The 23,977-nt window shown below is 72.3% G+C and carries 21 protein-coding genes; 4 read left to right on the top strand and 17 right to left on the bottom strand.

Annotated features, from left to right (window positions below):
- Positions 1-32: 32 nt before the first annotated feature.
- The 6 genes from N8I87_RS30775 to N8I87_RS30750 all read right to left on the bottom strand — a co-directional run bounded on the left by N8I87_RS30775 (position 33) and on the right by N8I87_RS30750 (position 6,424).
- Positions 33-1,763, bottom strand: a complete 1,731-nt coding sequence (locus N8I87_RS30775; RefSeq protein WP_263213613.1) for an acyl-CoA dehydrogenase family protein — start codon at positions 1,761-1,763, stop codon at positions 33-35.
- The gene (locus N8I87_RS30770) at positions 1,757-3,559 is read right to left on the bottom strand and encodes a fatty acyl-AMP ligase (protein WP_263213612.1); all 1,803 of its coding nucleotides are present in this window, start codon (positions 3,557-3,559) and stop codon (positions 1,757-1,759) included. Before N8I87_RS30770 ends, N8I87_RS30775 begins: the two co-directional genes overlap by 7 nt.
- A gap of 152 nt (positions 3,560-3,711) precedes the next feature.
- Entirely contained in the window at positions 3,712-4,386 is a 675-nt protein-coding gene (locus N8I87_RS30765) for a response regulator (protein ID WP_263213611.1), read from the bottom strand.
- 79 nt (positions 4,387-4,465) lie between these two features.
- On the bottom strand, positions 4,466-5,218 hold the full coding sequence (locus N8I87_RS30760) for an ABC transporter permease (RefSeq protein WP_263213610.1): 753 nt from the start codon (positions 5,216-5,218) through the stop codon (positions 4,466-4,468).
- Positions 5,211-5,672, bottom strand: a complete 462-nt coding sequence (locus N8I87_RS30755; RefSeq protein WP_263213609.1) for a DUF8746 domain-containing protein — start codon at positions 5,670-5,672, stop codon at positions 5,211-5,213. Before N8I87_RS30755 ends, N8I87_RS30760 begins: the two co-directional genes overlap by 8 nt.
- Positions 5,606-6,424, bottom strand: a complete 819-nt coding sequence (locus tag N8I87_RS30750; RefSeq protein WP_263213608.1) for a sensor histidine kinase — start codon at positions 6,422-6,424, stop codon at positions 5,606-5,608. The genes N8I87_RS30755 and N8I87_RS30750 overlap by 67 nt, the downstream gene beginning before the upstream one ends.
- Positions 6,425-6,536: 112 nt before the next feature.
- On the opposite strand from N8I87_RS30750, the gene N8I87_RS30745 reads away from it, so the two are divergent.
- The gene (locus tag N8I87_RS30745; protein WP_263213607.1) at positions 6,537-7,793 is read left to right on the top strand and encodes a cysteine desulfurase; all 1,257 of its coding nucleotides are present in this window, start codon (positions 6,537-6,539) and stop codon (positions 7,791-7,793) included.
- 39 nt (positions 7,794-7,832) lie between these two features.
- Here the strand turns inward: N8I87_RS30745 and N8I87_RS30740 are convergent, their stop codons facing one another.
- The 6 genes from N8I87_RS30740 to N8I87_RS30715 all read right to left on the bottom strand — a co-directional run bounded on the left by N8I87_RS30740 (position 7,833) and on the right by N8I87_RS30715 (position 17,218).
- The gene (locus N8I87_RS30740; RefSeq protein ID WP_263213605.1) at positions 7,833-8,648 is read right to left on the bottom strand and encodes an S-methyl-5'-thioadenosine phosphorylase; all 816 of its coding nucleotides are present in this window, start codon (positions 8,646-8,648) and stop codon (positions 7,833-7,835) included.
- Positions 8,645-9,799, bottom strand: coding sequence for a GNAT family N-acetyltransferase (locus N8I87_RS30735; protein ID WP_263213604.1), 1,155 nt, complete (start codon positions 9,797-9,799; stop codon positions 8,645-8,647). Before N8I87_RS30735 ends, N8I87_RS30740 begins: the two co-directional genes overlap by 4 nt.
- The gene (locus N8I87_RS30730; RefSeq protein ID WP_263213602.1) at positions 9,796-10,593 is read right to left on the bottom strand and encodes a thioesterase II family protein; all 798 of its coding nucleotides are present in this window, start codon (positions 10,591-10,593) and stop codon (positions 9,796-9,798) included. Before N8I87_RS30730 ends, N8I87_RS30735 begins: the two co-directional genes overlap by 4 nt.
- Positions 10,590-11,789 carry an aminotransferase class V-fold PLP-dependent enzyme gene (locus N8I87_RS30725; RefSeq protein ID WP_263213601.1) on the bottom strand — a complete coding sequence of 400 codons (1,200 nt, stop codon included), beginning with the start codon at positions 11,787-11,789 and terminating at the stop codon, positions 10,590-10,592. Before N8I87_RS30725 ends, N8I87_RS30730 begins: the two co-directional genes overlap by 4 nt.
- A 96-nt stretch (positions 11,790-11,885) precedes the next feature.
- Positions 11,886-15,419, bottom strand: a complete 3,534-nt coding sequence (locus N8I87_RS30720) for an SDR family NAD(P)-dependent oxidoreductase (protein WP_263213599.1) — start codon at positions 15,417-15,419, stop codon at positions 11,886-11,888.
- Positions 15,420-15,424: 5 nt separating this feature from the next.
- Positions 15,425-17,218, bottom strand: a complete 1,794-nt coding sequence (locus tag N8I87_RS30715; RefSeq protein WP_263213598.1) for a non-ribosomal peptide synthetase — start codon at positions 17,216-17,218, stop codon at positions 15,425-15,427.
- Positions 17,219-17,568: 350 nt separating this feature from the next.
- Between N8I87_RS30715 and N8I87_RS30710 the strand changes: the two genes are divergently transcribed.
- From N8I87_RS30710 to mtnB, 3 genes are read left to right on the top strand one after another with little or no spacing between them, the layout of a single operon-like run.
- Entirely contained in the window at positions 17,569-18,162 is a 594-nt protein-coding gene (locus N8I87_RS30710; protein WP_263213597.1) for a 1,2-dihydroxy-3-keto-5-methylthiopentene dioxygenase, read from the top strand.
- Positions 18,159-18,884, top strand: coding sequence for an acireductone synthase (mtnC, locus tag N8I87_RS30705; protein WP_263213596.1), 726 nt, complete (start codon positions 18,159-18,161; stop codon positions 18,882-18,884). The genes N8I87_RS30710 and mtnC overlap by 4 nt, the downstream gene beginning before the upstream one ends.
- Positions 18,881-19,516, top strand: a complete 636-nt coding sequence (mtnB, locus tag N8I87_RS30700; RefSeq protein ID WP_263213595.1) for a methylthioribulose 1-phosphate dehydratase — start codon at positions 18,881-18,883, stop codon at positions 19,514-19,516. The genes mtnC and mtnB overlap by 4 nt, the downstream gene beginning before the upstream one ends.
- Positions 19,517-19,553: 37 nt before the next feature.
- Here mtnB and mtnA read toward each other — a convergent pair whose 3' ends face one another.
- The 5 genes from mtnA to N8I87_RS30675 all read right to left on the bottom strand — a co-directional run bounded on the left by mtnA (position 19,554) and on the right by N8I87_RS30675 (position 23,958).
- The gene (mtnA, locus tag N8I87_RS30695; protein WP_263213593.1) at positions 19,554-20,594 is read right to left on the bottom strand and encodes an S-methyl-5-thioribose-1-phosphate isomerase; all 1,041 of its coding nucleotides are present in this window, start codon (positions 20,592-20,594) and stop codon (positions 19,554-19,556) included.
- Positions 20,591-21,883 carry an MFS transporter gene (locus tag N8I87_RS30690; protein ID WP_263213592.1) on the bottom strand — a complete coding sequence of 431 codons (1,293 nt, stop codon included), beginning with the start codon at positions 21,881-21,883 and terminating at the stop codon, positions 20,591-20,593. Before N8I87_RS30690 ends, mtnA begins: the two co-directional genes overlap by 4 nt.
- Positions 21,884-21,999: 116 nt before the next feature.
- The gene (locus tag N8I87_RS30685) at positions 22,000-22,470 is read right to left on the bottom strand and encodes a Y4bD/Y4pK family protein (protein ID WP_263213590.1); all 471 of its coding nucleotides are present in this window, start codon (positions 22,468-22,470) and stop codon (positions 22,000-22,002) included.
- Between the two features lie 2 nt (positions 22,471-22,472).
- Complete coding sequence (locus tag N8I87_RS30680; protein WP_263213589.1) at positions 22,473-22,703, bottom strand: ferredoxin; 231 nt, start codon at positions 22,701-22,703, stop codon at positions 22,473-22,475.
- Positions 22,696-23,958 carry a cytochrome P450 gene (locus tag N8I87_RS30675; RefSeq protein WP_263213588.1) on the bottom strand — a complete coding sequence of 421 codons (1,263 nt, stop codon included), beginning with the start codon at positions 23,956-23,958 and terminating at the stop codon, positions 22,696-22,698. The genes N8I87_RS30680 and N8I87_RS30675 overlap by 8 nt, the downstream gene beginning before the upstream one ends.
- Between the last annotated feature and the right edge of the window lie 19 nt (positions 23,959-23,977).

Raw genomic sequence — 23,977 nt, 5'->3', positions numbered from 1 at the left:
CGCCGGACCGGAATGCGGGGCGGGTGCCGCGCTCATCCCGGCAGCGGGGTGTCGTAGAGGTCGTAGCTGCGCCGGTCGCTGAAGCGCAGCTGCACTTCGTGGCTCACGCGCAGCTCGCACTCGGCCGGCAGGTCGGGCGCGGACGCGCCGAGCCGGCGCGCGATGCGGTGCAGTGCGGCCGCCGCCCAGGCGGGGTCGGCGAGGAACGGGTCGGAGCCGTCCTGGTTGTGGCGCCAGACGCCGAGCACCGCGGAGGCGGCGAGCAGATGGGCGTAGCGGTCCATCAGCGGGAACGACGCCGCGCCGGGCTGCGGGCCGAGGGCGAGCACCCGGGCACGCAGATCGCGGAACTCGTCGACGAGGCCGAGCGCGAGCTCGCGCAGCACCCGTTCGACGGCGCCGCGCCCCGGTGTCTCGGCGGCGACCGCGAGCAGGGTGGCACTGAGGCTGTCCTGGCCGCAGGCCAGAGTGAGCCGCGCCAGGTCGTACGGGGGCAGCGGGTCGCGCGGGCGGAACAGCGTGGCCGGCGCCTCGCCCGCCACGAACCACGAGCGGCGTGCCAGCCGCGGCAGTTGGGGGATGACGGTGCTCTGGCAGGCGACGGACCCGGCGTGCCCGAGGGTGACGACGGGCACGTCGCGTACGTGCTTCTGGAAGATGCCGAGGGTTCCCTCGCGGGTGTAGAACCCGGCACCGAGCACGATCGACAGGTCGTACATCGTCTCGGTCAGGACGCGCGGCAGCAGGTACTTCACGGCCGCGGAGTACACGCTGGTCTGCTCCGGCAGGACGTGGACGGCCCGGGTGGCGACCGTGGCGAGCGCGTCGTACAGCAGCAGGTTGACGAAGGCGCCGGTGATCGCGCTGGTGGTGCGCTGCGAGTCGGAGCCGCCGGTGGACCAGCCGCCGCCGCGGTGTTCGTGGTCGAAGCGGACGGCGGTGCGCAGGCTGGTGTCGACGGCGGCGAGCACCATGGACGAGATGACCGTACGGCTGATCTGGAAGGAGCGCAGCGCGATCGGCACCCCGTCGCCGACGGGCCCGAGCAGGGCGCTGTCCGGCACCGGGCAGTCGTCGAAGTCGACACCGCCGAACACACAGCCGCGCAGCCCCAGGGAGGTGTGCCGGCGCAGCAACTCGGCGCGCCCCTCGGGGAACCGGGCCGGGTCGAGCAGCAGCGCGGTGTGGCTGCGGCGGCCGGGCGACGGGTCGGTCCTGGCGAACAGCACCAGGGCGTCGGCCCGGTCGAGGTTGTTGATGACGGGCTTGCGCCCGCTGAGCAGCAGCCTGCCGTCGGCGCCGCGCCGGGCGGACACCTGGCTGCGGACGTAGTCGTTGCTGTGCGCGGTCTCCAGCTGGGCGATGGCGGCACGCGAACCGCGCAGCATCTGCCGGGCGAGACCGACCTGTTGCCCCTCCGTTCCGGCCATCCACACATCGGCGGCGGCCATGAAGGACATGGCTCCGTATCCCATGCCGAGGCCGACGTCCCGCCGGAAGACGGGCCGCATGACCCGCACCAGGGTGTCCATCGACTCCAGCCGCCCGCCGAGCTCCACGGGCACGTACTCGCGGTGCATCCCGAACCGGTCGAGTGCGTCCTCGCCCGCCTCGCTGCGCACGGCGTCCCGGTCGGCCTCCAACAGGGCCGCGTAGCCGCACGGGTTGGCGGTGTCGCCGGGGTCACCGAGCAGTTCCTCCACGGCGGCCACCCGGCGCTGCGCCTCGGCCTCGCGCACCGGAGCGGCGGCGACGGTCACCATGCGCCACCGCCGACGGTGGACTGGAGCAGTCCTTCCCCGAGCAGCATGTCCCCGGCCCGCACGAGCGAGCGGACGGCCGGGTCGAGCACCTCGTACTCCCCGTGCAGCTCACCGGCGAGGAACTCCCGCCGCATGAGGGTGCGCTGCACCTTCCCGCTCGTTGTACGGCGCACGGTGCCGGGCCGCACCAACAGCACGTTCCCGGCGGGCACATGAAAGTCCTTGCCCACCAACGCCTGGATCCGCTGAGCGAGTTCACGCAGCTGCGGCCCGTCCAGCTGCTCGCCCCTGACCTCCTGCACGAGGACGAGCTGCTCGCGCCCCGCCTCCACGGAGAACGCGGCCCCGGTCCCGGCGGCGAGCGCGGGATGCAGCGACTTGACGGCGTGCTCCACGTCCTGCGGGTACACGTTCCGTCCGTTCAGGATGACGACTTCCTTCAGACGCCCGGTGACATACAACTGTCCGTCGTCGAGCACCCCGAGGTCCCCGGTGCGCAGGAACCCTCCCTCGCCGTCGTGCAGTACGGCACGGAAGGCGGCCTCGCTCTCCTCGGGCTTCCCGTAGTACCCGGCGGCGACGCTCTCGCCGCGCAGCCAGATCTCCCCGACGGCACCCTCCGGCAGTTCCCGGTAGCCGACGGGGTCGACGATCCGTACGTCGAACTCGGTGACGCGCCCGCTGCTGACGAGCGTCCGGCTCTCCTGACCCGCCTCGGCGGGCGCGACGACGTCACGCGCGAGGGCGGTGGCATCGACGTCGCGCCGCCGGTACGCCTCACCGCCGACGCCCCCCGAGACGACGAGGGTCGCCTCGGCGAGCCCGTAGCACGGATACATGGCCTCGGCCCGCAGACCGGCGGCCGCGAACCGGCGCGCGAACGCATCCAGCGTGTCTGCGCGCACCGGCTCCGCGCCGTTGAGCGCGAGCCGCCAGCGGGAGAGGTCGAGCCGGGCGAGCTGTTGGTCGGTGACCCGGCGCAGAGCGAGGTCGTAACAGAAGTTGGGCCCGCCACCGATGGTGACCCCGTACTCGTCGATGGCCTGCAGCCAGCGCACGGGACGCTTGATGAACGCGGTCGGTGTGAGCATCACGGACGAGCTGCCCAGCCAGATGGGATGCAGCAGATGCGCGATGAGCCCCATGTCGTGATAGAGCGGCAGCCATCCCCCGAAGCGATCTCCGGCCGTGGTCCCCAACACCCTTTGCAGCGCGGCCTGGTTGGCCATCAGATTTTGGTGCGTGACCATCACACCGCGCGGCTCGGACACGGAACCGGAGGTGTACTGCAGGAAGGCGAGGTCGTCGGGCCGGGTGGCAGGCGCCACGTCCTCCGGCCCCTCCCCCAGGGCATCGCCCGCGACGCACACGACGTCGTCCCGGCCCTCGGTGGCCAGCCACAGCGCGACGTCCGGGGCGCTCGCCCGGTCCGTGAGCACGACGGGCGCCTTGCAGTCGCGCAGCATCGCCGAACTCCGCCCGAGCCGCCCCTTCACGCTCCCCTCGGGAAGCGGCGCGGGCACGGCGACGGCCCCGGCGTACAGACACCCGACGAACGCCTTGAGGAACTCCAGGCTGCCCGGACACATCAGCAGCACGGGCCGCCCCTGGACCCCGTGCGCCCGCAGCGCCCCCGCGACACGGCGGGCGGCGCGGTCGAGTTCCCCGTACGTCAGCCGCTCGGCGTCCGGTCCGTCCTTGGTGTCACGGAGTTGGATGTGTACGTTGTCGCCCGCGAACTCGGCGCACCGCGCCCGGACGAGGTCGGTGAAAGTGGCGAAGCGTGACAACTGCATCCCCCTCGCATGTCTCGCACGGCCCGCACGGTTCGCGAACCCAGGTCAGAGGGATCTTCCGACGGCGGGCTAAAGGGGCGCTTGCAGCACGTGTGGTCGCCCCGCTCCTTCCGTACCGCGGGCCCAGCCATACCGCCCGGCGGTCGTCGTGGTCAGGTCGGCATGCCGCGCTCGGCGAGGCCGCTCTCATACGCGATGATGACCAGCTGCGCGCGGTCCCGGGCGTGCAGCTTCGCCAGGAGGCTGCCGACGTGGGTCTTGACCGTCGGCATGCTGATCACGAGGTGTGCGGAGATCTCCGTGTTGGACAGCCCGTTCGCGATCAGTACGAGGACTTCCTGTTCCCGCTTGGTGAGTCCGACGAGCCGCGGTTGCGGCCGAGTCGCCTCGCAGCGGCGGGAGAAGCTCGCGATGAGGCGCCGGGTGACCGTGGGCGCCAGTACGCCCTCCCCGGTGGCGATGACCCGGATGCCGTCGACCAGTTCGGACGGTGAGGCGTCCTTGAGCATGAAGCCGCTGGCGCCGGCCTGGAGGGCCGGGTAGACGTACTCGTCCATGTCGAACATGGTGAGGGCCAGCACCCGGACCCCGGCCAGCGTCTCGTCGGAGCAGATCTCCCGGGTGGCCGCGATGCCGTCGAGGACCGGCATGCGCAGATCCATCAGGACGACGTCCGGGGTGAGTTCACGCGCGAGCCGGACCGCCGTGGCGCCGTCGCCCGCCTCGCCGACGACCTCCATGCCGGGCGTGGAGTCGACCAGGACCCGAAAGCTTCCGCGCAACAGCCCCTGGTCGTCCGCGATCAGCACCCGGACCGCCTCGGCCATCGCGTGTTCCTCGTCCGCTCGTGAAGGTTGACGATCGGCCGCAGTTTAGCCGCGCTCGGTCATCGACTTGCCGGTGCCGTCAGGTGTCCCAGCGGTGGTGGCGGATCCAGCCCCACAGGAGAGCGGCGACGGTCCAGCCGAGCAGTACCGTGAAACCGAAGGCCGTGTGCGGCGAGTCGACGGTGAGCAGTTCCCTTCCGGCCTGGTCGGGGAAGTACCGCGCCATCTCCTCGGTCGCTCCGATGAGGGACAGGATGTGTGTCCCGGCGAGCACCATCGGCAGCAGAACAGCCATCGGAACGACGGCGCTTCGGGCGATCGCCGCGATACCGGCCGCGAAGAGGCACATCAGGGTCAGATACACGACCGCGCCGGCCAGGGCGCGCGGGACGCCGCTCGCGGCCGGCGAGGCGCCGTGGGATCCCAGCGCCCACTGGGTGACCAGATAGCCGAGGACAGTGACGGGAACGGAGACGCCCAGCGCGGCCACGGCGGTGACGGCCGTCTTGGCGGCATAGAGCCGGCCGCGCCGGGGCACGGCGAGCAGCGAGACGCGCATCATGCCGGACGTGTACTCGCTGGTGACGACGAGCACACCGAACACGATCAGCGCCAACTGGCCGTAGAGGATGCCGTCCAGACCGGCCTGCTGGGGGGTGAAGTCCGAGCGCAGGGCGGGGTTGCCGGACTCCAGCGCGCCCTTCGCGGACCAGCCGTCGAGGGCGGCGACGAGGATGCTGACCACGGCGAACACCAGCAGCGAGAGGTGCGTGCCACGGATGCCGCGCAGCTTGGTGGTCTCGGCGCGGACGGCCGCGAGCGTCTCAGACACGGGTGTTCCCGCCTCCCTCCGCGATGACTTCGAGGAAGGTCTCCTCCAGGGATCCCGCGTGGGTGCTCAGTTCGTCGAGCGGGAAGCCGCCCAGCGCCGCGAGCCGACTGATCTCTCCGGCCGGCATGCCGACGACGTCCAGACCGCCGTCCGCGGTACGGGCCAGGGAGGCGCCGTTGCGTTCCAGTTCCCTGCCGAACCCCTCGGTGTCCGGGGTGCGGACACGCACGTACGGCCGCCCGTGGCGCTGGATGAAGTCCGGCATGCTCGTGTCCGCGAGGAGCCGGCCGCGGCTGATGACGATCAGATGGTCGGCGACCATGGACATCTCGCTCATCAGATGGCTGGAGACGAGTACGGTCCGGCCCTCGGCGGCCATCGAGCGCATCAGGTCGCGCAGCCACCGGATGCCCTCCGTGTCGAGCCCGTTGACCGGTTCGTCGAGCACCAGCACGGGCGGGTCGCCCAGGAGGGCGGCGGCCCTTCTCTGCGCAGCACCCTGAGGGTGGCCCGCATGTCGCGCAGCGCCCGGCGGCTGACGTCCTCGATGACGGTCAGCGCCTCCCTCGCCTCCTCGGGGTGGGTGTCCACCACATGGTTGGCGACACCGGCCTTGATCGCGATCAGGCCCACGCTGTGCGTGACGACGTCATGGATGTCCCGGGCGATCCGTATGCGCTCCTCGACCTTGGCCTGTTCGGCCGCCTGGTCGATGGCCCGCCGCAGGCTCTCGCGTCGTTCCCGGACGGCCGCACCGCCGGCCCAGGTGGCGCCGAGGACCAGCAGCCCGAACAGCAGTTGCACCGCCCGGGTCCCGCCCGCGTAGTGCTGCCCGCCCGTCACGGTCAGCAGGGCCGCGCCCGCCGCGCTCGCCCTGCCAACGAGGACGGCCGACCTCCCGGGCTGCCGCGGCCGCGTCGTCGCGACCGGGTACAGGGCGTAGGCGGCGGCGAGGAAGACGGCCGGGCCGAGACCGGCGGCCAGTGCCGCGCAGGAGGCGACGAGGACGATCACGAAGACCGGAACGGGCCACAACCGCCGTACGGCGAGCGGCAGCGCGCTGCCGAGCGAGAGCAGACAGGCGCTGACCGCACCGGGCGCGCCACCGGTGTCCGGCCGCACCAACGACAGTTGAGGGAGCAGCGCGAACCCGAGTGCGGCCGCCCCGTCCAGGAGGATCAGACGTCGACGCGAGACATCTCCCATGCCCCGAAACCTAGGCGCTGGGCCGGACGGAGGTCCAACTCCCCTGCGAGCCCCTTCCTCACTGAGAAATGGGATAGATTCCGTTAGGTAAGCGGAGGAAGGACGATAGGACATGAGCGTGTCAGCAGGCGAGAAGAGCCTCGGGCTCGACGTGCAGCGCATCAGGGCGGACTTTCCCATTCTGGGCCGAGTGCTGCGTGGCCGCGCCCCGCTGGTCTACCTCGACTCCGCGGCCACTTCCCAGAAGCCCGTCCAAGTGCTGGACGCCGAGCGTGACTTCTACCTCCGGCACAATGCCGCCGTGCACCGGGGCGCCCACCAGCTCGCCGAGGAGGCCACCGAGGTCTACGAGGCGGCGCGTGCCACCGTGGCCGGGTTCATCGGTGCCGAGACCGACGAGGTGGTCTTCGTCAAGAACGCCACGGAGGGCATCAACCTCGTGGCCTACGCGCTGGGCACCGCCGGCACCGTCACGGCCGGCAAGAAGATCGTGATCAGCGAGATGGAGCACCACGCCAACCTGGTGCCGTGGCAGGAACTCGCCCGACGGACCGGGGCGACGCTCGACTGGTTCCCGATGACCGACGAGGGCCGGCTGGACCTGAGTTCGATCGACGACCTGATCACCGAGGACACCGCCATCGTCGCTCTGACGCACCAGTCCAACGTCGTGGGCACGGTCAACCCGGTGGAGCTGATCGCCGAGCGGGCCAGGCGGGTCGGCGCGCTCGTCCTCCTGGACGCGGCCCAGTCCGTGCCGCACCGCCCCGTCGACGTGGCGGCGCTCGGCGCCGACTTCCTGGTCTTCTCCGGGCACAAGATGCTCGCCCCGAGCGGCATCGGTGTCCTGTGGGGCCGCCGTCACCTCCTCGCGGAGATGCCGCCGTTCCTGACCGGCGGCTCCATGATCGAGGTCGTCACCATGGAGCGGTCCACGTATCTGCCGCCGCCGCAGCGTTTCGAGGCCGGGGTGCCGATGACGGCACAGGCGGTCGGTCTGGCCGCGGCCGTGGACTACCTCACGGCCCTCGGGATGGAGGAGGTCGAGCGGCACGAGGACGAACTCACCGAGCAGGCGCTCGCGCTGCTGTCCGGCATCCCGGGCGTGACCGTCATCGGGCCGCACACCGTCGAGGACCGCGGCGCCACCGTCGCCTTCACCGTGGACGGAATCCACCCCCATGACGTCGGGCAGGTACTCGACGAACTCGGGGTGGCCGTCCGCGTCGGCCACCACTGCGCCCGGCCCCTCAACCAGCGTTTCGGCGTCGCGGCGACCACCCGGGCCAGCTTCTACGTCTACAACACACCCGAGGAGGTGGAGACGCTGGCCCGGGGCGTACGGGAGGCGCAGAAGTACTTCGGCTGACGGTGCCGTCCTCCCGCCGCGCGGCGCGGACCGGTCGGTTCACGGCAGTTCGAAGGGGAGATCCATTCCGGTCAGGGACCCGGGGCACGGGCACGTCCGCTGCTCCGGCAGCCGCCGTACCGTCTCCAGAACGATCTCCCGCATGCGGGCGGAATTGCGCGCGAACTCCGCGAAGACATCGTCCTGCTGCACGCCCTCACCGACGCCCAGGCCCGCGTCGTAGTCGGTGACCAGGGCGATCGACGTGTAGCAGAGGGCGAGTTCGCGGGCCAGAGCGGCCTCCGGCTGTCCGGTCATGTTGACCAGCGACCAGCCGGCCGCCGCGAACCACTGGGACTCGGCGCGGGTGGAGAACCGGGGTCCTTCGACGACCACCATGGTGCCGCCGTCGTGCGCGTCGGCACCGACGGCCGCCGCACCCTTGAGGACGGCGCCGCGCCCGTCGGGGCAGTACGGGTCCGCGAAGGGCACGTGCAGCGCCCCCTGGTCGAAGAAGGTCCGCGTCCGCCCACTCGTGCGGTCCACCAGCTGATCCGGTACGACGACGGCACCGGGGCCGTGGTCGCGGCGCAGCGATCCCACCGCGCAGGGGGCGAGCACCTGACGCACCCCGAGGGCGCGCAGGGCCCACAGGTTGGCCCGGTAGTTGATGCGGTGGGGCGGATGGGCGTGGGTGCGGCCGTGCCGGGGCAGGAACGCCACCCGGCGCCCGGCCACCGAACCGACGGCAACGGCGTCGGACGGCGCGCCGTAGGGCGTGTCGACGGTGAATTCCTCGGCGTCTTCGAGCAGTTGGTAGAAGCCGCTGCCACCGATGACGCCCAGGGTCGGGGCGGCCTGGGTCGTTGCGGTCATGGGGCTGTCCTCCGGTCTGCCGGGTCGTCGCCCAGGCGGGCGAGCAGGCGGGCGACGCTCGTGTGCGTCGTCGAGTCGAACGCCTTGACGTAGCCGAAGCGCCGTTCCTGCGTGCAGCCACGGGACAGCTTGGTGCTTTCGGAGGCGACGGCGTAGTCGAGTGTGGTCGCGCCGATCCGGCTCGCGTGCTCCACCGGTTCGTAGAAGCACAGGGCGAAGTACAGCGGCAGCTTGCCCTGCCAGTCGTAGTCGTAGCCGGTCAGGCGGATGTACAGACGCGTGCCCCGGCGCACGACCAGCGAGAAGCCGCGCACCGCGCCGTCCTCGGAACGGGCGGTGATGACCTCGGCGTCCGCGCCGCAGTGCGTGGCATGCAGGTGCAGGGTCCGGGTCATCGCCTCCGGGGCGTAGGCGTGCCCGTACTTGCTGCCGTGCTTCAGCAGCAGCGGCACCAGTTCCCCGGTCAGGCCTGGCGTGAGGGGCTCTGTCCGGAAGCCGACGCCGGCCGCCTCGAGACGGCGGCGCTCGTAACGCACCTTGCGCCGGCGGTCGCTGGGCAGCAGGCTCAGATACCCCTCGAAGCCCGGCTCGGGCAGCCGCAGGGTGGAGTAGTGGGCGGTGGGGAACTCGGCGTGGCCGCGCTCCCGCAGGACGTCCCGCAGCCCGGTGTCGGACGCGGCGACGAAGAGGAAGGCGGAGCTGGCCGCGCCGGCGGCCCGCGCGTCGTCCTCGGCGGCCTCGACCAGTTCGGCGATCCGGTGCCGGCGCCGGTCCTCGGGCAGCCCGGGCGCCGTGACGAGCGCCGTGTCGGGGACCCTGCGCCCGCCGAACAGCCGGGTGGGCAGCAGCGCGTCGACGGCACGGGCGGTGTCCTCGTCCGGTTCGATGCCACGGGCGCCGGCGAGCATGCGCACGGTCCGGTCCACGCGCATGAACGGCCAGGGTTCCGAGGAGGCGTCGAGCGGGTAGCAGGACAGGCCCGCCTCGGCCCGTCCGGGCTCACCCGCCAAGTAGTACCGGGGCGGGATGTTGGTCTGTTCGCTCTCCAGCGCCAGCCAGCCCGGGGAGCGGAAGAGGTCGTCGGGCGGTACGACGGTGTCCCAGCCCGTCTCGCGTGCCTCCGCCAGGCTGTCGGTCGTCCATACGGTCATGTCCCGGCTCCTCGGTCCCGGCCGGCGCCGGCCACCGCCACGGCCACCGGGTCCGCGGCCTCGTCCGTCGTGAGCGCCGCGGTGACCATGCGCTGGACCTCGTGGCGGGCCTGGGTGAGATAGAAGTGCCCGCCGTCGAACACCTCGACCTCGCAGTGTCCTTCGGTGAGTTCGGCCCAGCCGGCGAGCGAGGCGGTGGGCACCAGGGCGTCCGCGGAGCCGCCCAGCACGGTGACGGGGCAGGTCAGCGGGGTGCGCCGGATCCACTCGTAGGTCTCGTACGCGGCGAAGTCGGCGCGCATGGCGGGCAGCATCATCCGCATGAGGGCCCGGTCGTTCCACAGCTCGTCCGGTATGCCCTGGTAGGCGCGGCGGACCTCCGCGAGGAACTCTTCGTCGGGCAGGTGCGCGAGGGGTGGCTCCTCCACCAGCCGGTGCGCGGGCGGGCAGGCGGAGACGAACAGCCGGCGGGGCGCGACGGTGAGCCGCCGTGCCGTCTCATAGGCGACGAGCGCGCCCATGCTGTGCCCGAGGAGGACGAAGGGCAGGTCGAGCAGGTCCGCGCAGGCGCGGCCGACGCGCTGGGCGATGGCCGTGATGTCGTCGATCGGCAGCTCGGTCAGCCGTGCCTCGCGCCCCGGCAGATGCACCAGGCACAGCTCCACGTCCTCGGGGAGTTCGGAGACCCAGTGCGCGTAGTACGACGGTCCCGCCCCGGCGTGCGGGACGCAGAACGCCCTGGAGCGAGCCTCGGGACGCGGACGGGGCCGCTTGATCCACTCCGTTGCCGTCATACGCACGCCCTCGCCTTCGTTCCTGAGGTCAGACCGTCGAGCACCGAGCAGAGCCGCGCCAGCTCGGCCTCGCTGTTGTAGTAGTGGACGGAGATCCGTAACAGGCGGTCGAGGCCGCGCTGTTGCATGTCGTGGCAGGCGGCGTTGTCGAGGCACACCCAGCTGTTGATGCCGGCTCGCAGCAGCTCGGCCCGCACCTGGAAGGGGTCGAGGCCGGCGAAGGTGACGGCGATGTTGCCGCACCGCTCCACGCCCCGGTCCTCCACCGTGACACCCCGCATCCCGGCCAGGTCGGCGCGGAGTCCGGCGGCCAGGGAGCGGATCCGCTGCCAGGTGCGCTCCACGCCCCAGCCGCGGGCGTAGTCGACGGCCACCCCGAGCCCGATCCGGGCCGCGGCGTTGACCTCCCAGGTCTCGAAGCGGCGTGCGCCGGGGGCGAGCCGGTACGCCCCGGCATGCCACTCGACGCCGTCCAGGCCCAGCACCGCCGGGGTGAGGAGGGGGGCGACCGCACGGTCGACGTAGAGGAAGCCGGTGCCGCGCGGACCGCGCAGGTACTTGCGGCCGCAGCCCACCAGCAGGTCGCAGCCGAAGTCCTGGACGTCCACCGGCAGCTGGCCCACCGACTGGCAGGCGTCCACGAGGAACAGGGCGTCGGTCCCGCGCACCACCTTGCCCACCTCGGCGACCGGGTTCACCAGGCCGTCGTGCATGGGGACGTGAGCCATGGCCACGAGCTTGACCCGCTCGTCCAGACACTCCTCCAGCGCGGCGACATCGACGAGGCCGTCGCCGTCGATTGGCAGGAACTCCACCTGGACGCCGGTGCGTTCGGCGAGATGGAGCAGCGAGATGTGGTTGCCGCCGTACTCGACGGGTGACATCAGCACCCGATCGCCCGGCCGCAGCGGGATGCTGGACAGCGCCATCCCCCAGGAGCGGCTCGCGCTGTCCAGGATCGCGATCTCGTCGGGGCGTGCGTTCAGCAGCGCCGCGAGAGCGTCATGGGCGCGGCCGACCGCCTCGTGGGCGCGTTCGGCGGCCTCGTACGCGCCCACTCTGCTCTCCAGCGCGAGGTGCTGGGTCATCGCGTCGGTCACCGCGCGCGGGGCCAGGCTCGCGCCCGCGTTGTTCAGGTGCACGACATGGGCGACACCCGGTGTGTCGGCGCGGGCCCTGGCAAGGTCGAATTCCATCGGTTCGGTCACCTGTCTTCGGCCGGCGTCTTGGCGAGACGCCTGTGGTGGAGGTCCCGGGAGCGCTCCGCACAGATCGCGGAGCGCAGTGCCGCGTCAGCCGGCGAGATAGCGCAACGCCTCCTCGGCGCCGTCGCCGTCGTCCGTCCGCTGTGCTCCGGCGCTCGCCCGGCACACGTCGGCGAGGTCGGCCAGGGTGGAGCAGCCCCACAGGTCGGCCATGGGCAGCTTCAGCCGCAGCGCGCCCTCCAGCCGCACCACCACTTCCAGCAGGGCGAGCGAGTCGCAGCCGACGGCGAGCAGTTCGTCCTCGTCCCGCGGCCCGGGGGTGTCGGTGATCTCTCCGACGACATCGCGTACGAGGCTGCCGATCTCCTCGCGGGTGAGGGCGCCCGGTGTGCCCTCACGCGCGGCGGCGTCCTGCCGACGCCGTTCGAAGGCGCGGCGGATGCGCTCGATGCGGTCGGCCAGGGGCACGGTGGAGACGACACACTGCGCCTCGCCGCTGGTCAGGACGGCGCCAAGGACGTCGGCGGCCTGACCGGGCCGGATCGCGGTGCGCGCGGCGGCCGCGCCGATGCGTCCGGAGCCGTTCTCGTCGAAGCGCCAGGAGTCCCAGTCGACGCTGACCCAGGGGGCACCCTGGGCGCGCCGCCGGTGCGCGTAGCTGTCGAGGTAGCGGTTGGCCACCGAGTGGACGCCGAAGGCGATGCCGCCGAGGAGAGTGTCGAGGCTGGAGCAGACCAGGCAGAACTCCAGTGGCTCGTCGCGGGTCACCCGGTCCAGGACGGCCACGCCGGGGACCTTGGGCCGCAGGGCCGCCAGGGCCCGCTCGGTGCCGGTGTCGGCGATGAAGGAGAAGTTGCGGCTCTCCTCGATACCGGCCGAGTGCACCACCCCGTCGATGGCTCCCCAGCGAGCGTGCACCACGTCGACGACGCTGCGCATGGCCGTCTCGTCGGCCACGTCGGCGCCCAGCACGAGCACCTCGGCCCCGAGGTCGCGCAGTCGGCGCACGCCGGGCGCGTCCGCGTCCGGGGTACGGGAGACGAGCGCCAGCCGGACCGGGGCGGTACGCGCGAACAGCTCGGCCATGACCAGACCGATCCGGCCGAGGCCGCCGGTGACGAGGTACACCCCGCCGGGGCGTACGGGCACCGGCACCGGGCCGCCGTCGGGCGCGGGCAGTTGCTCCACCGTGGGCAGCAGCCGGTCACCGCCCCGGTACACCACCTCAGGGTCACCGCTCGGGGAGGCCATCTCCGCGAGCAGCCCGGCGGCGGCCTGCGCGGGCGGGGTGTCCAGGGCGAAGTCGACGGCGTGGCAGCGCAGTTCGGGGTGCTCCTGCGGGACGACGCGGCACAGTCCCAGCACCGCGGACGCCTCCAGGCGCAGGGTGCGGTGCGCTTCCCCGGACGCGGTGGCCGCGGCGCGCGGGGCGGCGGCGGTCTGGGCGTTCTCGGTGCCGATCCAGAGGTCGGCGCTCTGCCGTGCCGCCGCGAGTGCCTGCACCAGGTGCAGCACCGCGAGGGCGCCCCGGGCGATGCCGGTGTCCTGGTCGGCCGGTGCGCCGTAGGCCCACAGATGGACGGCCTCGGCCACCGAACCGCCCCGGGCCACGGCCCAGTCCACCAGCTGCCGGAAGTCCTCGGCCACCGTGGGACGGACGACGGCGTGGTGGTCGTCGGTCACCTCGAACCGGCCGCCGGGAGCGACGTGCAGCACGGTGCGTCCCGCCGCGGTCAGCTCGGCCGCCAGCTCGTCGGCCGGACCGCCGTCGCCGTCGCCGAGCAGCAGGGTGACACCGTCGACGGGGGGCAGGTCGCCGGTGAGGTACGGCCGGGGCAGCGCGGTGCGTTCCCAGGCCGGCCGGTGGAGCCACTCGGTGACCGGGGCCTGTTCCTGTGCCTCGAGTTCGACTGCGCCCTCGGCGTCGGCGGGGGCGGCCTCGATCCACAGCCGCTCGCCCTGCCACGGATAGCCGGGCAGCGAGACCCGGCGCCGGTCGGCCGCGTCGAACACCTCGTCCCAGTTCGCGTCGCCGCCCTCCGCCCAGGTCCGGGCCAGTTCGGCGGCGCGCGAGCCGTCGGGGGCGGGCGGGGCGCCGTCGAGTGCGCGCAGCAGCGCGTCGGTCGAGTCGGCCGACACGGCCCAGCGGTGGGCGAGCGGGCGGCGGCCGGTGGCGAGCGTGTGGGCGAGGGCGACGAGATCGGTGTCCGGGTGGGCGCGCAGGTGGGTGGCCAGGCGGCGTTTGGCCTCCGCCAGTGCCTCGTCGCTCCGGGCCGACAGGACGACGGGGAGGGTCCGCCCGGGGCCGGATCCCTCGCTGCCCGCGGCGGGATCAGGGGCCTGTTCGAGGATGAAGTGGGCGTTGGTGCCGCCCATCCCGAAGCAGCTGACGCCGGCCCGGCGGGGACCGGGCTGCGGCCATGGCTCGACCGTCCGGTTGAGGTAGAACGGTGTGTCGGTGAAGTCGATGTCCGGGTTGACCTCCTCGAGGACCGCCATGGGGGGCAGCTCACCGTGTTTCAGGCACAGGACGGCCTTGAGCAGCCCGGCGATGCCGGAGGCGAAGCACAGATGGCCGATGTTCGCCTTGACCGAGCCGAGGGCGCAGTAGTCGGTGCGGTCGGTGAAGGCCCGGTAGGCGCGTGCCAGGCCACGTACCTCGATCGGGTCGCCGACCTGGGTGCCGGTTCCGTGGCCCTCGACCATGGCGATGGTGTCGGCGGGGACACCGGAGGCTTCCAGCGCCGCACTGATCACCTGGGACTGTCCCGCCACGCTGGGGGCCGAGTAACCGGCCTTGGCGCGGCCGTCGTTGTTCACCGCGCTGCTCTTGATCACCGCGTGGACGTTGTCCCGGCGCTCGAGGGCGTCCTCGAGGCGGCGCAGGACGAGCACGCCGGCGCCGTCGCCCTCCACATAGCCGCTGGCGCCCTTGTCGTAGGCGCGGGTGCTGCCGTCGGCGGACAGGATGAACCCGTCCTGGTGCTCGTACGCCAGGGTCTCCAGCGCGCTGATGCTGGCGGCGCCGACCAGCGCCATGTCCGCTCGGCCCGCCCGCAGCGCCTCGCAGGCGAGGTGGACGGCGACGGCGGCGGACGAGCACGCGGACTGGACGTTGACGCTCTCGCCGGTCAGACCCAGCTTGTAGGAGATACGGGTGGGCAGGGTGTCGGGACCGTTGGACAGCTGGATGAGCATGCGTTCGGCCGCCGAGCGGGCGCCGAAGTCGCGGGTGCCGTAGTACGTGTTGGGACCGACCGAGGTGTAGACGGCGACGCTCTCGCGCACCCGGTACGGGTCGTAGCCGGCGTCCTCCATGGCGTTCCAGGACAGCTCCAGCAGACGCCGGTGCTGCGGGTCGAGAACCTCGGCCTCGCGGCGCGGAATGCCGAAGAACTCGGCGTCGAAGCGCCGGACGTCCTTCAGGACGCCGCGGGCGTGCACCCGGCGGCGGCCGGTCGCGGGGTCCTCGACGACCCGCGGGGAGCCGTGCGTGATGGACTCCTCGCCCGCGCGGATGTTCTCCCAGAAGGCGTCCAGGTCGTCGGCGCCCGGTAGTTCGGCGGCCATGCCGATGACAGCGATGTCGGGATGGTGGGGGGCGGTGGACTGAGGGTTCACAGGTGTCAGACCTCGTGTTTGGCCATGGCTTCGGCTAGTGCGCGAACCGTGGGGTATTCGTAGAGGGCCGTGGACGGGAGACGGACGCCGGTCCGCTCCTCGAGGCGGAGCTGCGCCTGCTTGATGGAGAGCGACGTGCCGCCCAGGTCGAAGTAGTTGTCGTCCATGCCGACCGCCTGGACGCGGAGGACCTCGGCCCAGATCGCGGCGATCAGCGTCTCCAGCTCGCCGGCCGGGGGCCGGTAGGCGGTGCCCAGCTCCAGTCGTGGCGCGTCGGTCTCGGCGCGCAGCGCGGCCCGGTCGGTCTTGCCGTGCCGGGTGAGCGGCAGTTGCTCGAGGCGGTGGAACTCGGCGGGGATCATGTAGTCCGGCAGCCGGGTGGCGAGCCGGGCGCGCAGCTCGGCGACGGTGGGCTCGGCGCCGTACGCCGGAATGACATAGGCGGCGAGCACCCGCTCGGCCCCCTCGCCGCGGTCGACGACGGCGGCCTGGGCGACGGACGGCTCGTCGAGGAGGGCGGCCTCGACCTCCGTCAGCTCCACCCGGTTGCCGCGGATCTTGACCTGGCTGTCGACACGGCCGACCACCTGGACCAGTCCGCCGGGGAGCATCCGGGCGAGGTCGCCGGACCGGTAGATGCGCCCGTCGGCGGTCTCGCCGAACGGGTCGGGCAAGAAGGCCCGTTCGGTGAGGTCGGGGCGCCGATGGTACTCGCGGGCGAGCGCGGGTCCGCCGATGTACACCTCGCCCAGCTCCCCGTCGGGCACCGGCCGCATCCGCTCGTCGAGGATCCAGACCCGCGTGCCGGGCAGCGGGGCGCCGACCGGCGGGGGCGCGTAGGCGAGGTCGGCCGCCCGGAAGATGTGGCAGCAGGTGAAGACGCCGGCCTCGGTCGGTCCGTAGCCGTTGGCGAAGCGGATGTCGGTGGACCGCATCGCCTGCGCCAGGTGCGGGGTGGACACCACTTCTCCGCCGACCACCACCTGGCGCAGCCCGCTGTTCTTCAGCCGGCCCTCGTCGACCAGCTGGTTGAACAGGGTGGGGGTGAGCCAGCAGGTGGTGACGCCGTGGCGGCGGACGGTGTCGATGACGGCGTCCGCCGACGAGCGCTGCTGCGGCAGCAGGACCAGCCGCGCGCCGTTGGCGAGGGCCGCCCAGATCTCGAACACGGAGGCGTCGAAGGACAGCGGGCACGCCTGGAGGAAGGTCTGGTGCTCGTCGAAGTCGCCGTAGATGCCGGTGCGGACGATCCGGGCGGCGGCGCGATGCGGGACGGCCACGCCCTTCGGGGTGCCGGTGGTGCCGGAGGTGTAGATGACGTAGGCGAGGTTCTCCTCGCTCGCGCGGGCGGGGCTCTGTGCTGCCGGGATCCCGGCGCCGGGGGCGTCGGCCCGTACCCGCGCCCCGTCGAAGTCGAGGCCGCGCTCGTCGGTCACGGGGGTTGTGACAACGACCCGTACTCCGGCGTCGCGCAGGATGAACGACAGCCGGTCCGCCGGGTCGTCCACCCGGAGCGGCAGATAGGCGCCGCCCGCCTCCAGGATGCCGATCATGCCGATGAGCATCTCGATCGACCGCTCCGCGAACAGACCGACCACCACGTCGGGTCCCACGCCCTCCGCCCGCAGCCGGTCGGCCAGGGCGCGGGCACGCTCGTGCAGTTCCGCGTAGGTCAGGGACCGCTCGCCCTGGACGACCGCGACGGAATTCCCGCGGCGCCGTGCCTGTCCGGCGAATGTGTCGTGCAGGCATTGGCCGGCCGACCGTGAACCCGCATCCGACTTCGCCTGTTCAGCCATTCCGTACCCTCAACCCTCATTCTTTGCCGGACGACGGCCGCTTCCGCACTTTCTTTCCGGGCAAGCGTCGAACAGCAAATCCGGCGGGAACTTCTTTGTCAACGCCGTTCCTGCTCGGCACCGGCCCCGACTCCGGCCGGAAAGACGTCAGTTCCCGGCATGCGCAGGGCCTCTCGAGCGACCGCGGAACATTTCTCACCGGGCGAGAAACACACTGTTCTTCTCGACGGGCGAGAAAGAAATGAGTTCGCTCCGCGGCGGCCCACCGGAATACCGTACGATCCACGGACGGTGAAATCTCCCGGCGGCCCGGGAAGGACCCGCCGGCCTTCTTTGCGGATGGAGTTCTGATGACGCTGCTGACCACTTGGCCCGATTCCGGCCCGGAGACCGTTCTGCGCCGCACCTTTGATCCACAGGAGATCAGGGCCGCGCTGGCTCCGCTCGGCGTCGACTACGAGCAGTGGCCGGTACAGGACGACCTGCCGCCCGGCGCCGAACCGGAGGGCGTGCTCGCCGCGTACGCCGACGCGGTGGAGGCTCTCACCGCCCGGGAGGGGTTCGTCACCGTCGACGTGGTGTCGCTGCATCCCGACGGCACCCCGGACTGGGCGGACCGGGCCCGCGCGGCCCGGGAGAAGTTCCTCGCCGAGCACACCCACGAGGACGACGACGAGGTCCGCCTGTTCGTCTCCGGAGCCGGCGTCTTCTATCTGCACGCCGACGGTGTGGTGCACGCCGTGTACTGCGAGAAGGGCGATCTGCTGGGCGTGCCGAAGGGGACGACGCACTGGTTCGACATGGGCACCCGGCCCTCGTTCACCGCGATCCGCTTCTTCCACGAGGAGGACGGCTGGATCGGCACGTTCACCGGCAGCGACATCGCCGGGCGCTTCCCCGACTTCGACGCGCTTCAGGCCGGCCGCACCGGGGGGCGCGCGTGACGCTCCGCTTCCGGGCGGCGGCCGTGGTGCTGGACATCGAAGGCACCACCAGCGCGACGCGCCATGTCACCGACGTCCTGTACCCGTACTCCCGGCGGCGGTTCGCGCGGCTGCTCACCGAGCGGCAGGACGAGCCGGAGGTCCGGGCCGCCGTCGAGCAGGTCCGCGAACTGCTGGGCGAGCCGGAGGCGGACGCGCGGCGGGTCGAGCGTGCCCTCGACGACTGGCTGGACGAGGACCGGAAGGTCACACCGCTCAAGACGCTGCAGGGCATCATCTGGGCGGAGGGCTTCGCGCGCGGCGAGCTCACGGCGCACTTCTACCCCGACGTCGTACCCGCCCTGCGGCGCTGGCACGAACGAGGAACACAGCTGTACGTCTACTCCTCCGGCTCGGTGTCCGCCCAGCGCTCCTGGTTCGGGCACACCGCGGAGGGAGATCTGCGAAGGCTGGTCAGCGGCTTCTTCGACACCCGCAACGCCGGGCCCAAGACGGCGTCCGCGTCCTACCGGGCCATCGCCGCCGCGACCGGGGTACCGGCCGCGGACACCTTGTTCCTGTCCGACAGGGCGAGCGAACTGGACGCGGCACGGGAGGCGGGATGGCTGACCGGCGCCCTGGTCCGGCCTCAGGAACCGCGGCAGGCGACGGGCCGTACGGTCCACCCCGCGGCCCGCTCGTTCACCGAGATCGACCTCGTCCTCACGAAGGGAATGTCATGACGGGAGCCACGGCCACCGGTACGCCGGAGACGGCGGGTTGGGGCAGGACGCTGGTCGCGGAGGCGGCCCGGTTCGCGGCGCTCGGGTGGATGCGGGGAACCTCCGGGAACCTGTCGGTGGTCACCGGCCGGGACCCCCTGCGCCTGCTGGTCACCGCGAGCGGCCTGGACAAGGGAGAGCTGGGTCCGAAGGACACCGTGCTGGTCGACGAGGAGGGCGGCGCCGTGGAGGGCACCGCGGCCGCCGGGAAGCCGTCCGCGGAGGCGGCCCTGCACGCCCGGGTGGTACGGCTGACCGGCGCCGGCGCCGTTGTCCATGTGCACACCGTCGCCTCCGTGGCGATGGGCCACCGGCGTCCAGGGGGCATCGCGTTCCGGGACCTGGAGATGCTCAAGGGCATCGGCCGCGCCGCCCATGACGAAGAGGTCGTCCTGCCGGTGATCGCCAACTCCCAGGACATGCGCACCCTCGGCGACCGCCTGGAGGCCGCCCTGAACCCGCGGGTACCGGCGGTCGTCGTGGCGGGCCACGGCTTGTACACCTGGGGCACGGATCTCCGGGAGGCCCGCCGCCACACGGAGGTCGTCGAGTGGCTGCTCGAACTGGAGCTGGCGCAGGAGCGGGGGCGGTAGAGGGGCGGGCAACCCGGCCGAGACGGGGGCCGCGGGGTCAGGCCCAGTGGTCCCCCGGCAGCTGGCCCGACGAGACCTCCAGGACGCCTCGTTCCGATGTCAGGGCGGTGATCAGGGTGCCGGGGGTGACGTCGAAGGCCGGGTTGTGGGCGTGGGTCCGGGTGCCGTCCGGGGCGGTGATGCCGCCCGCTATGAGGTTCAGTACTTCCTCCTCCGCGCGTTGCTCGATGGGGATGGAGGCGCCCGTGGCCGTCGTGAGGTCCACCGTGCTGGTGGGCGCGGCGACCATGAAGGGCACGCCCGTGTAGGCGCAGGCGAGGGCTATGGCCAGGGTGCCCGTCTTGTTGGCGGTGTCACCGTTGCGGGTGATCCGGTCCGCGCCGACGATCGCGGCGTCGACCAGCCCGCCGACGACAGTGGCCGCGGCCGCCGCGTCCGCCTGCACCTTGTGCGCGATGCCCTCCTGGGCCAGCTCCCACGCCGTCAGCCGCGCTCCCTGCAGCAGGGGACGCGTCTCGTCGACGTACACCGTCTCGAGCAGCCCCCGTCCGTGCAGTTCCCGGATGACGCCGAGCGCGGTGCCGATGCCCGCGGTGGCGAGCGCGCCGGTGTTGCAGTGGGTGAGGATCCGCAGCGGCCGGCCGGCGGCCACCCGCTCGACCAGCCAGTCGGCGCCGGCCGCGGCCATGGCCCGGTTGGCCGCCAGGTCCTCGCGGACGATCGCGTCGGCCTCGGCCAGTACGGCGTCCGGTCCCTGCGGTATCCGCGCGGCGGCCCGGTCCACGCAGACGGCGAGGTTCACCGCGGTGGGGCGAGCGGCACGCAGGCGGGCGACGGCGTCGGCCAGTTCGCCCTCGGTCCAGTTCTCCCGGCGGGCCTGCGCCACGGCCAGCGCGACACCGTAGGCGCCGGCCGCGCCGATGGCGGGTGCGCCGCGTACGGCGAGCCGGAGGATCGCGTCGATCAGCGCGTCCACGTCACGGATGTCCAGACGCCGCAGGGTAGTGGGCAGGGTCGTCTGGTCGATGAGGGACAGGGCGTCGCCCGTCCAGCTGACGGCGCGCGGTTCGTGGCTCACGAGGCTCTTTCCGGTGAGGGGTCGGGGTGGACGGGCTCCGGCACGTCGGGGGTGCGCTGGTCCGGCGCGCTGCGGTGCCTGAGGCGGACGGCCGCCAGTCCGGCCACGACGCTCACGGCGGACAGCGCGGTGGCGAAGAGCCAGATGGCGTGGTCCCCGAAGGACTCCTCCAGGCGCAGCCCGGTGAGCGGAGCGATCATCCAGGCGAGCAACTGGCTGCTGGTGTAGCCGCCGAGGTAGGCACCGTGCATGTGGGGCGGCGCCAGGCGGGCGACGGTGGCCTGCATGGTGGGTACCCAGAGCATCTCGCCGAAGGCGAAGACGAGCATCACCAGGACCACGGCCACGATGTGATGGGAGATCAGGAAGAGCAGGAACGGCGGCCCCATCAGCAGGACCCCGAGACTCAGCGTGAGCGACGCCGGCCAGTCCCGCGTCCAGCGGGTCAGGTGCATCTGGAAGAGCAGCACCACCACGGGATTCATGGCGTACAGCAGGCCCCAGGTCTCGGGGGCGAACCCGAACGACGTGACCGCGACGACCGGCAGCACCGTCTCGAACGACATGTAGACCATGAAGCCGAGGAGTGTCGCCACCAGCAGGAGAAGAAGGGACCCGTCCGTCAGCACCACGCGCGCGGTCTGTGCGGCGTTGCCGCCGCGGTGGGCGCGGGCCCGGTCGCGCGGCAGGAGCCGGACGGCGAGCGCGCAGGTGAGGCCGCCGAGCAGGGCGATGCCGAGCAGAAACGCCGTCCAGTCACCGAGGAACAGGAACAGCGAGGCCAGCGGCGGGCCGACGACCACACCGAGGTTGTTGGCGGTGCGCAGGGCCGCGTACGCCTGGCCCTGGCGTTCCGGAGGGACGATGTCCGCGACGATGGCGTTGACGGCGGAGCGTCCCGGTGCCCACACCACCCCGGCCAGGACGACCAGGGCGATACCCCAGGCCGCGCTGTGTCCGGTGAGGCACAGACAGACGATGAGCAGGGACTGGACGCCGGTACTGGCCACCAGCACGCTGCGGCGGCCCACCGCGTCGGAGACGAAGCCGCCCAGCCAGGCCGCGGGCGGGCTGAGGACGGCGCTGAGGAGAAACATCAGGCCCACCTGACCGGTGGTCGCGCCCAATGCCTTGATCGCCCAGACGCCGGCGTAACTCCAGAAAGTGGAGAACGAGGCCCCGCTGATCAGGTGCACCACGGCCGCGCGCCCCAGTAAGGGGTCCCACTCCATACCGAGGAGCAGTTTCCCGTAGCTCCCTCGACGGAGGGCGGCAGGCATTTTCGTCATGCGTGCAACTCCCAAGAGTCGGGGAGAATCACGGGGCGATCTCGTTCTCGCTGCCGACTGGTCCCCCGACCGAAAAACTCAGTTCCGGAAGCGTAGCAAGACGTCCTGAGAATGCGTCAATCGATTCTCCCCGCAGCCCTTCCGCCTTTTCTCACGGGGCGAGAAACGGGCTCCGATTTCTCGCCTGTCGAGAAATGCCGTAGCGACGATCGCGGAATTACCGCGGCAGCACAGGATTTCACGGTGTCCAGACCTCTCACGGTGTCCAGACCGACGAAGCGTTCCACCGACAGCGCCAGCGAGGCGCGCAGGCGGTGCAGGGCGGTGTCGGAGACCTGAAAGGCGCCGCCGACGGCGATCCGGGTGCCCGCCTCACGGCGGGGCTCGCCGTCCTGGACGGGCCGGGCGCCCGGTGCCCGGTCCGTCCAGGACCGCAGGACGGTCACCAGCCCTCCGCCGGGGCGCTCGCACAGGAGGCTCTCGGCACTCCCGTCGCGTACCGCGCGCACCAGCAGCCGCCGGCCGACGAGCGGGTGCGGCCGATGGGTCACCGTGACGAGGTCGCCCGGCCCGACCGCCCCGGTCACGGTCATTCCACCGGGGCGAGCAGGGTGCCGGAGCCGGCCTCCCGGACCAGGATGGCCTCCATGGGGCAGGTCTCGGCGGCGTCCAGCACCGCGTCGTCGGGTCCGGTGACGGGTTGTACCGCGTGGGACCGGCGGTCGCGCACCGCGAAGTGGCCGGCCGCCACGGCCACGCACACGCCCGAGCCGACGCACCGCGCGGGATCGACGGTCACCTCCCACTGCGACTCAGCCATGTCCGACCTCGCTCTCCCGGACCGTGGCGGCGGCGGGCAGCGTGTCCAGCCGGACGCCCTGGAAGGTGATCCGCAGATGGTCAGGGCCGCGTACGGCCACATGCGGCCGGTAGCGCAGCGACGCCTCGTCCAGCCGCGGCTCGACGAGGGCCTGCGCGAAGGCGTTGAGCGCGATGGCGCCCTCCATGCGGGCCAGCACGGAGCCGAGGCAGAAGTGCGGTCCGGCGGCGAAGCCCAGGTGTCCCGGATCGCCCCGGGTGATGTCGAACCGGTCCGCGTCGCGGTGCTGCGCGGGGTCCCGGTTCGCGGCGGCCAGCAGCAGCAACAGCGGCTGCCCGGCGGCCACTTCGTGCTCGCCCAGGGTGAACGGCTCCCGTGCGATCCGGGTGACCATCTGGGTCGGGGCGTCGTACCGCAGCACCTCCTCCACCGCGGCCTCGGCCAGTTCGGGCCGCTCGCGCAGCAGCCGAAGCTGGTCGGGGTGGCGCAGCAGGCCGAGGAGGCCGTTGAGGATCAGGTTGGCGGTGGTCTCGTGGCCGGCGACCAGCAGCAGGACGCAGGTGAGGATCAGGTCCCGTTCGCCCAGATGGTCGCCGCCCTCCTCGGCGGCGATCAGCTCGGACAGGATGTCGGCGCGCGGTTCCCGCTTGCGTTCCTCGATCAGCCGGGAGAAGTAGCCGACGAAGCCGGCGCGGGCCTCGTCGACGTTCCGCTCGACCTCGGTGGTCAGCTCACCGGGGACCAGCTGCGGGTCGATCGTGAAGGCGATGGAGTGCGCCCACTTCTCGAACACCGGGTGGTCCTCCCGGGGCACACCGAGCATCTCGCAGATCACCCGGACGGGCAGCGGGTAGGCGAAGGCGGAGACCATGTCCACGCCGTCGGCGCCGCTCGCGGCGATGTCCGCGAGCAGTTCGCGCACGATGGCCTCGATCCGGGGCCGCCAGCGTTCGATGACGCGCGGCTTGAACGCCTTTCCGGCGAGCCTGCGCAGCCGGGTGTGGTCCGGCGCGTCCAGGTTCATCAGGTTGGGCTGCTGGGGCACCTTGGTGATCCCGGCGCCCAGCCGGTCGCTGCTGACCCGGGGGCTGCGCAGCACGGTCTCGCAGTCGGCTCGCCGGCCGACGACGACGATGCCGCCGGCGGGGTCGGTGAAGGGGGACGCCTCCCGCAACTCCCGCAGGAGGTCGTAGGGATGGGCTCGCGAGGCGTGGTCGGCGAGCCGGGCAAGACCGGTGGTCAGGGTGGTGGTCACGTTCTGCGTGCTCCTTTCG

It is taken from the genome of Streptomyces sp. HUAS 15-9 (genome assembly GCF_025642155.1).
Taxonomy (GTDB): Bacteria; Actinomycetota; Actinomycetes; order Streptomycetales; family Streptomycetaceae; genus Streptomyces.
Note: the sequence above shows the minus strand (reverse complement) of the source record. Positions and strands in the feature narration are given on the sequence as shown.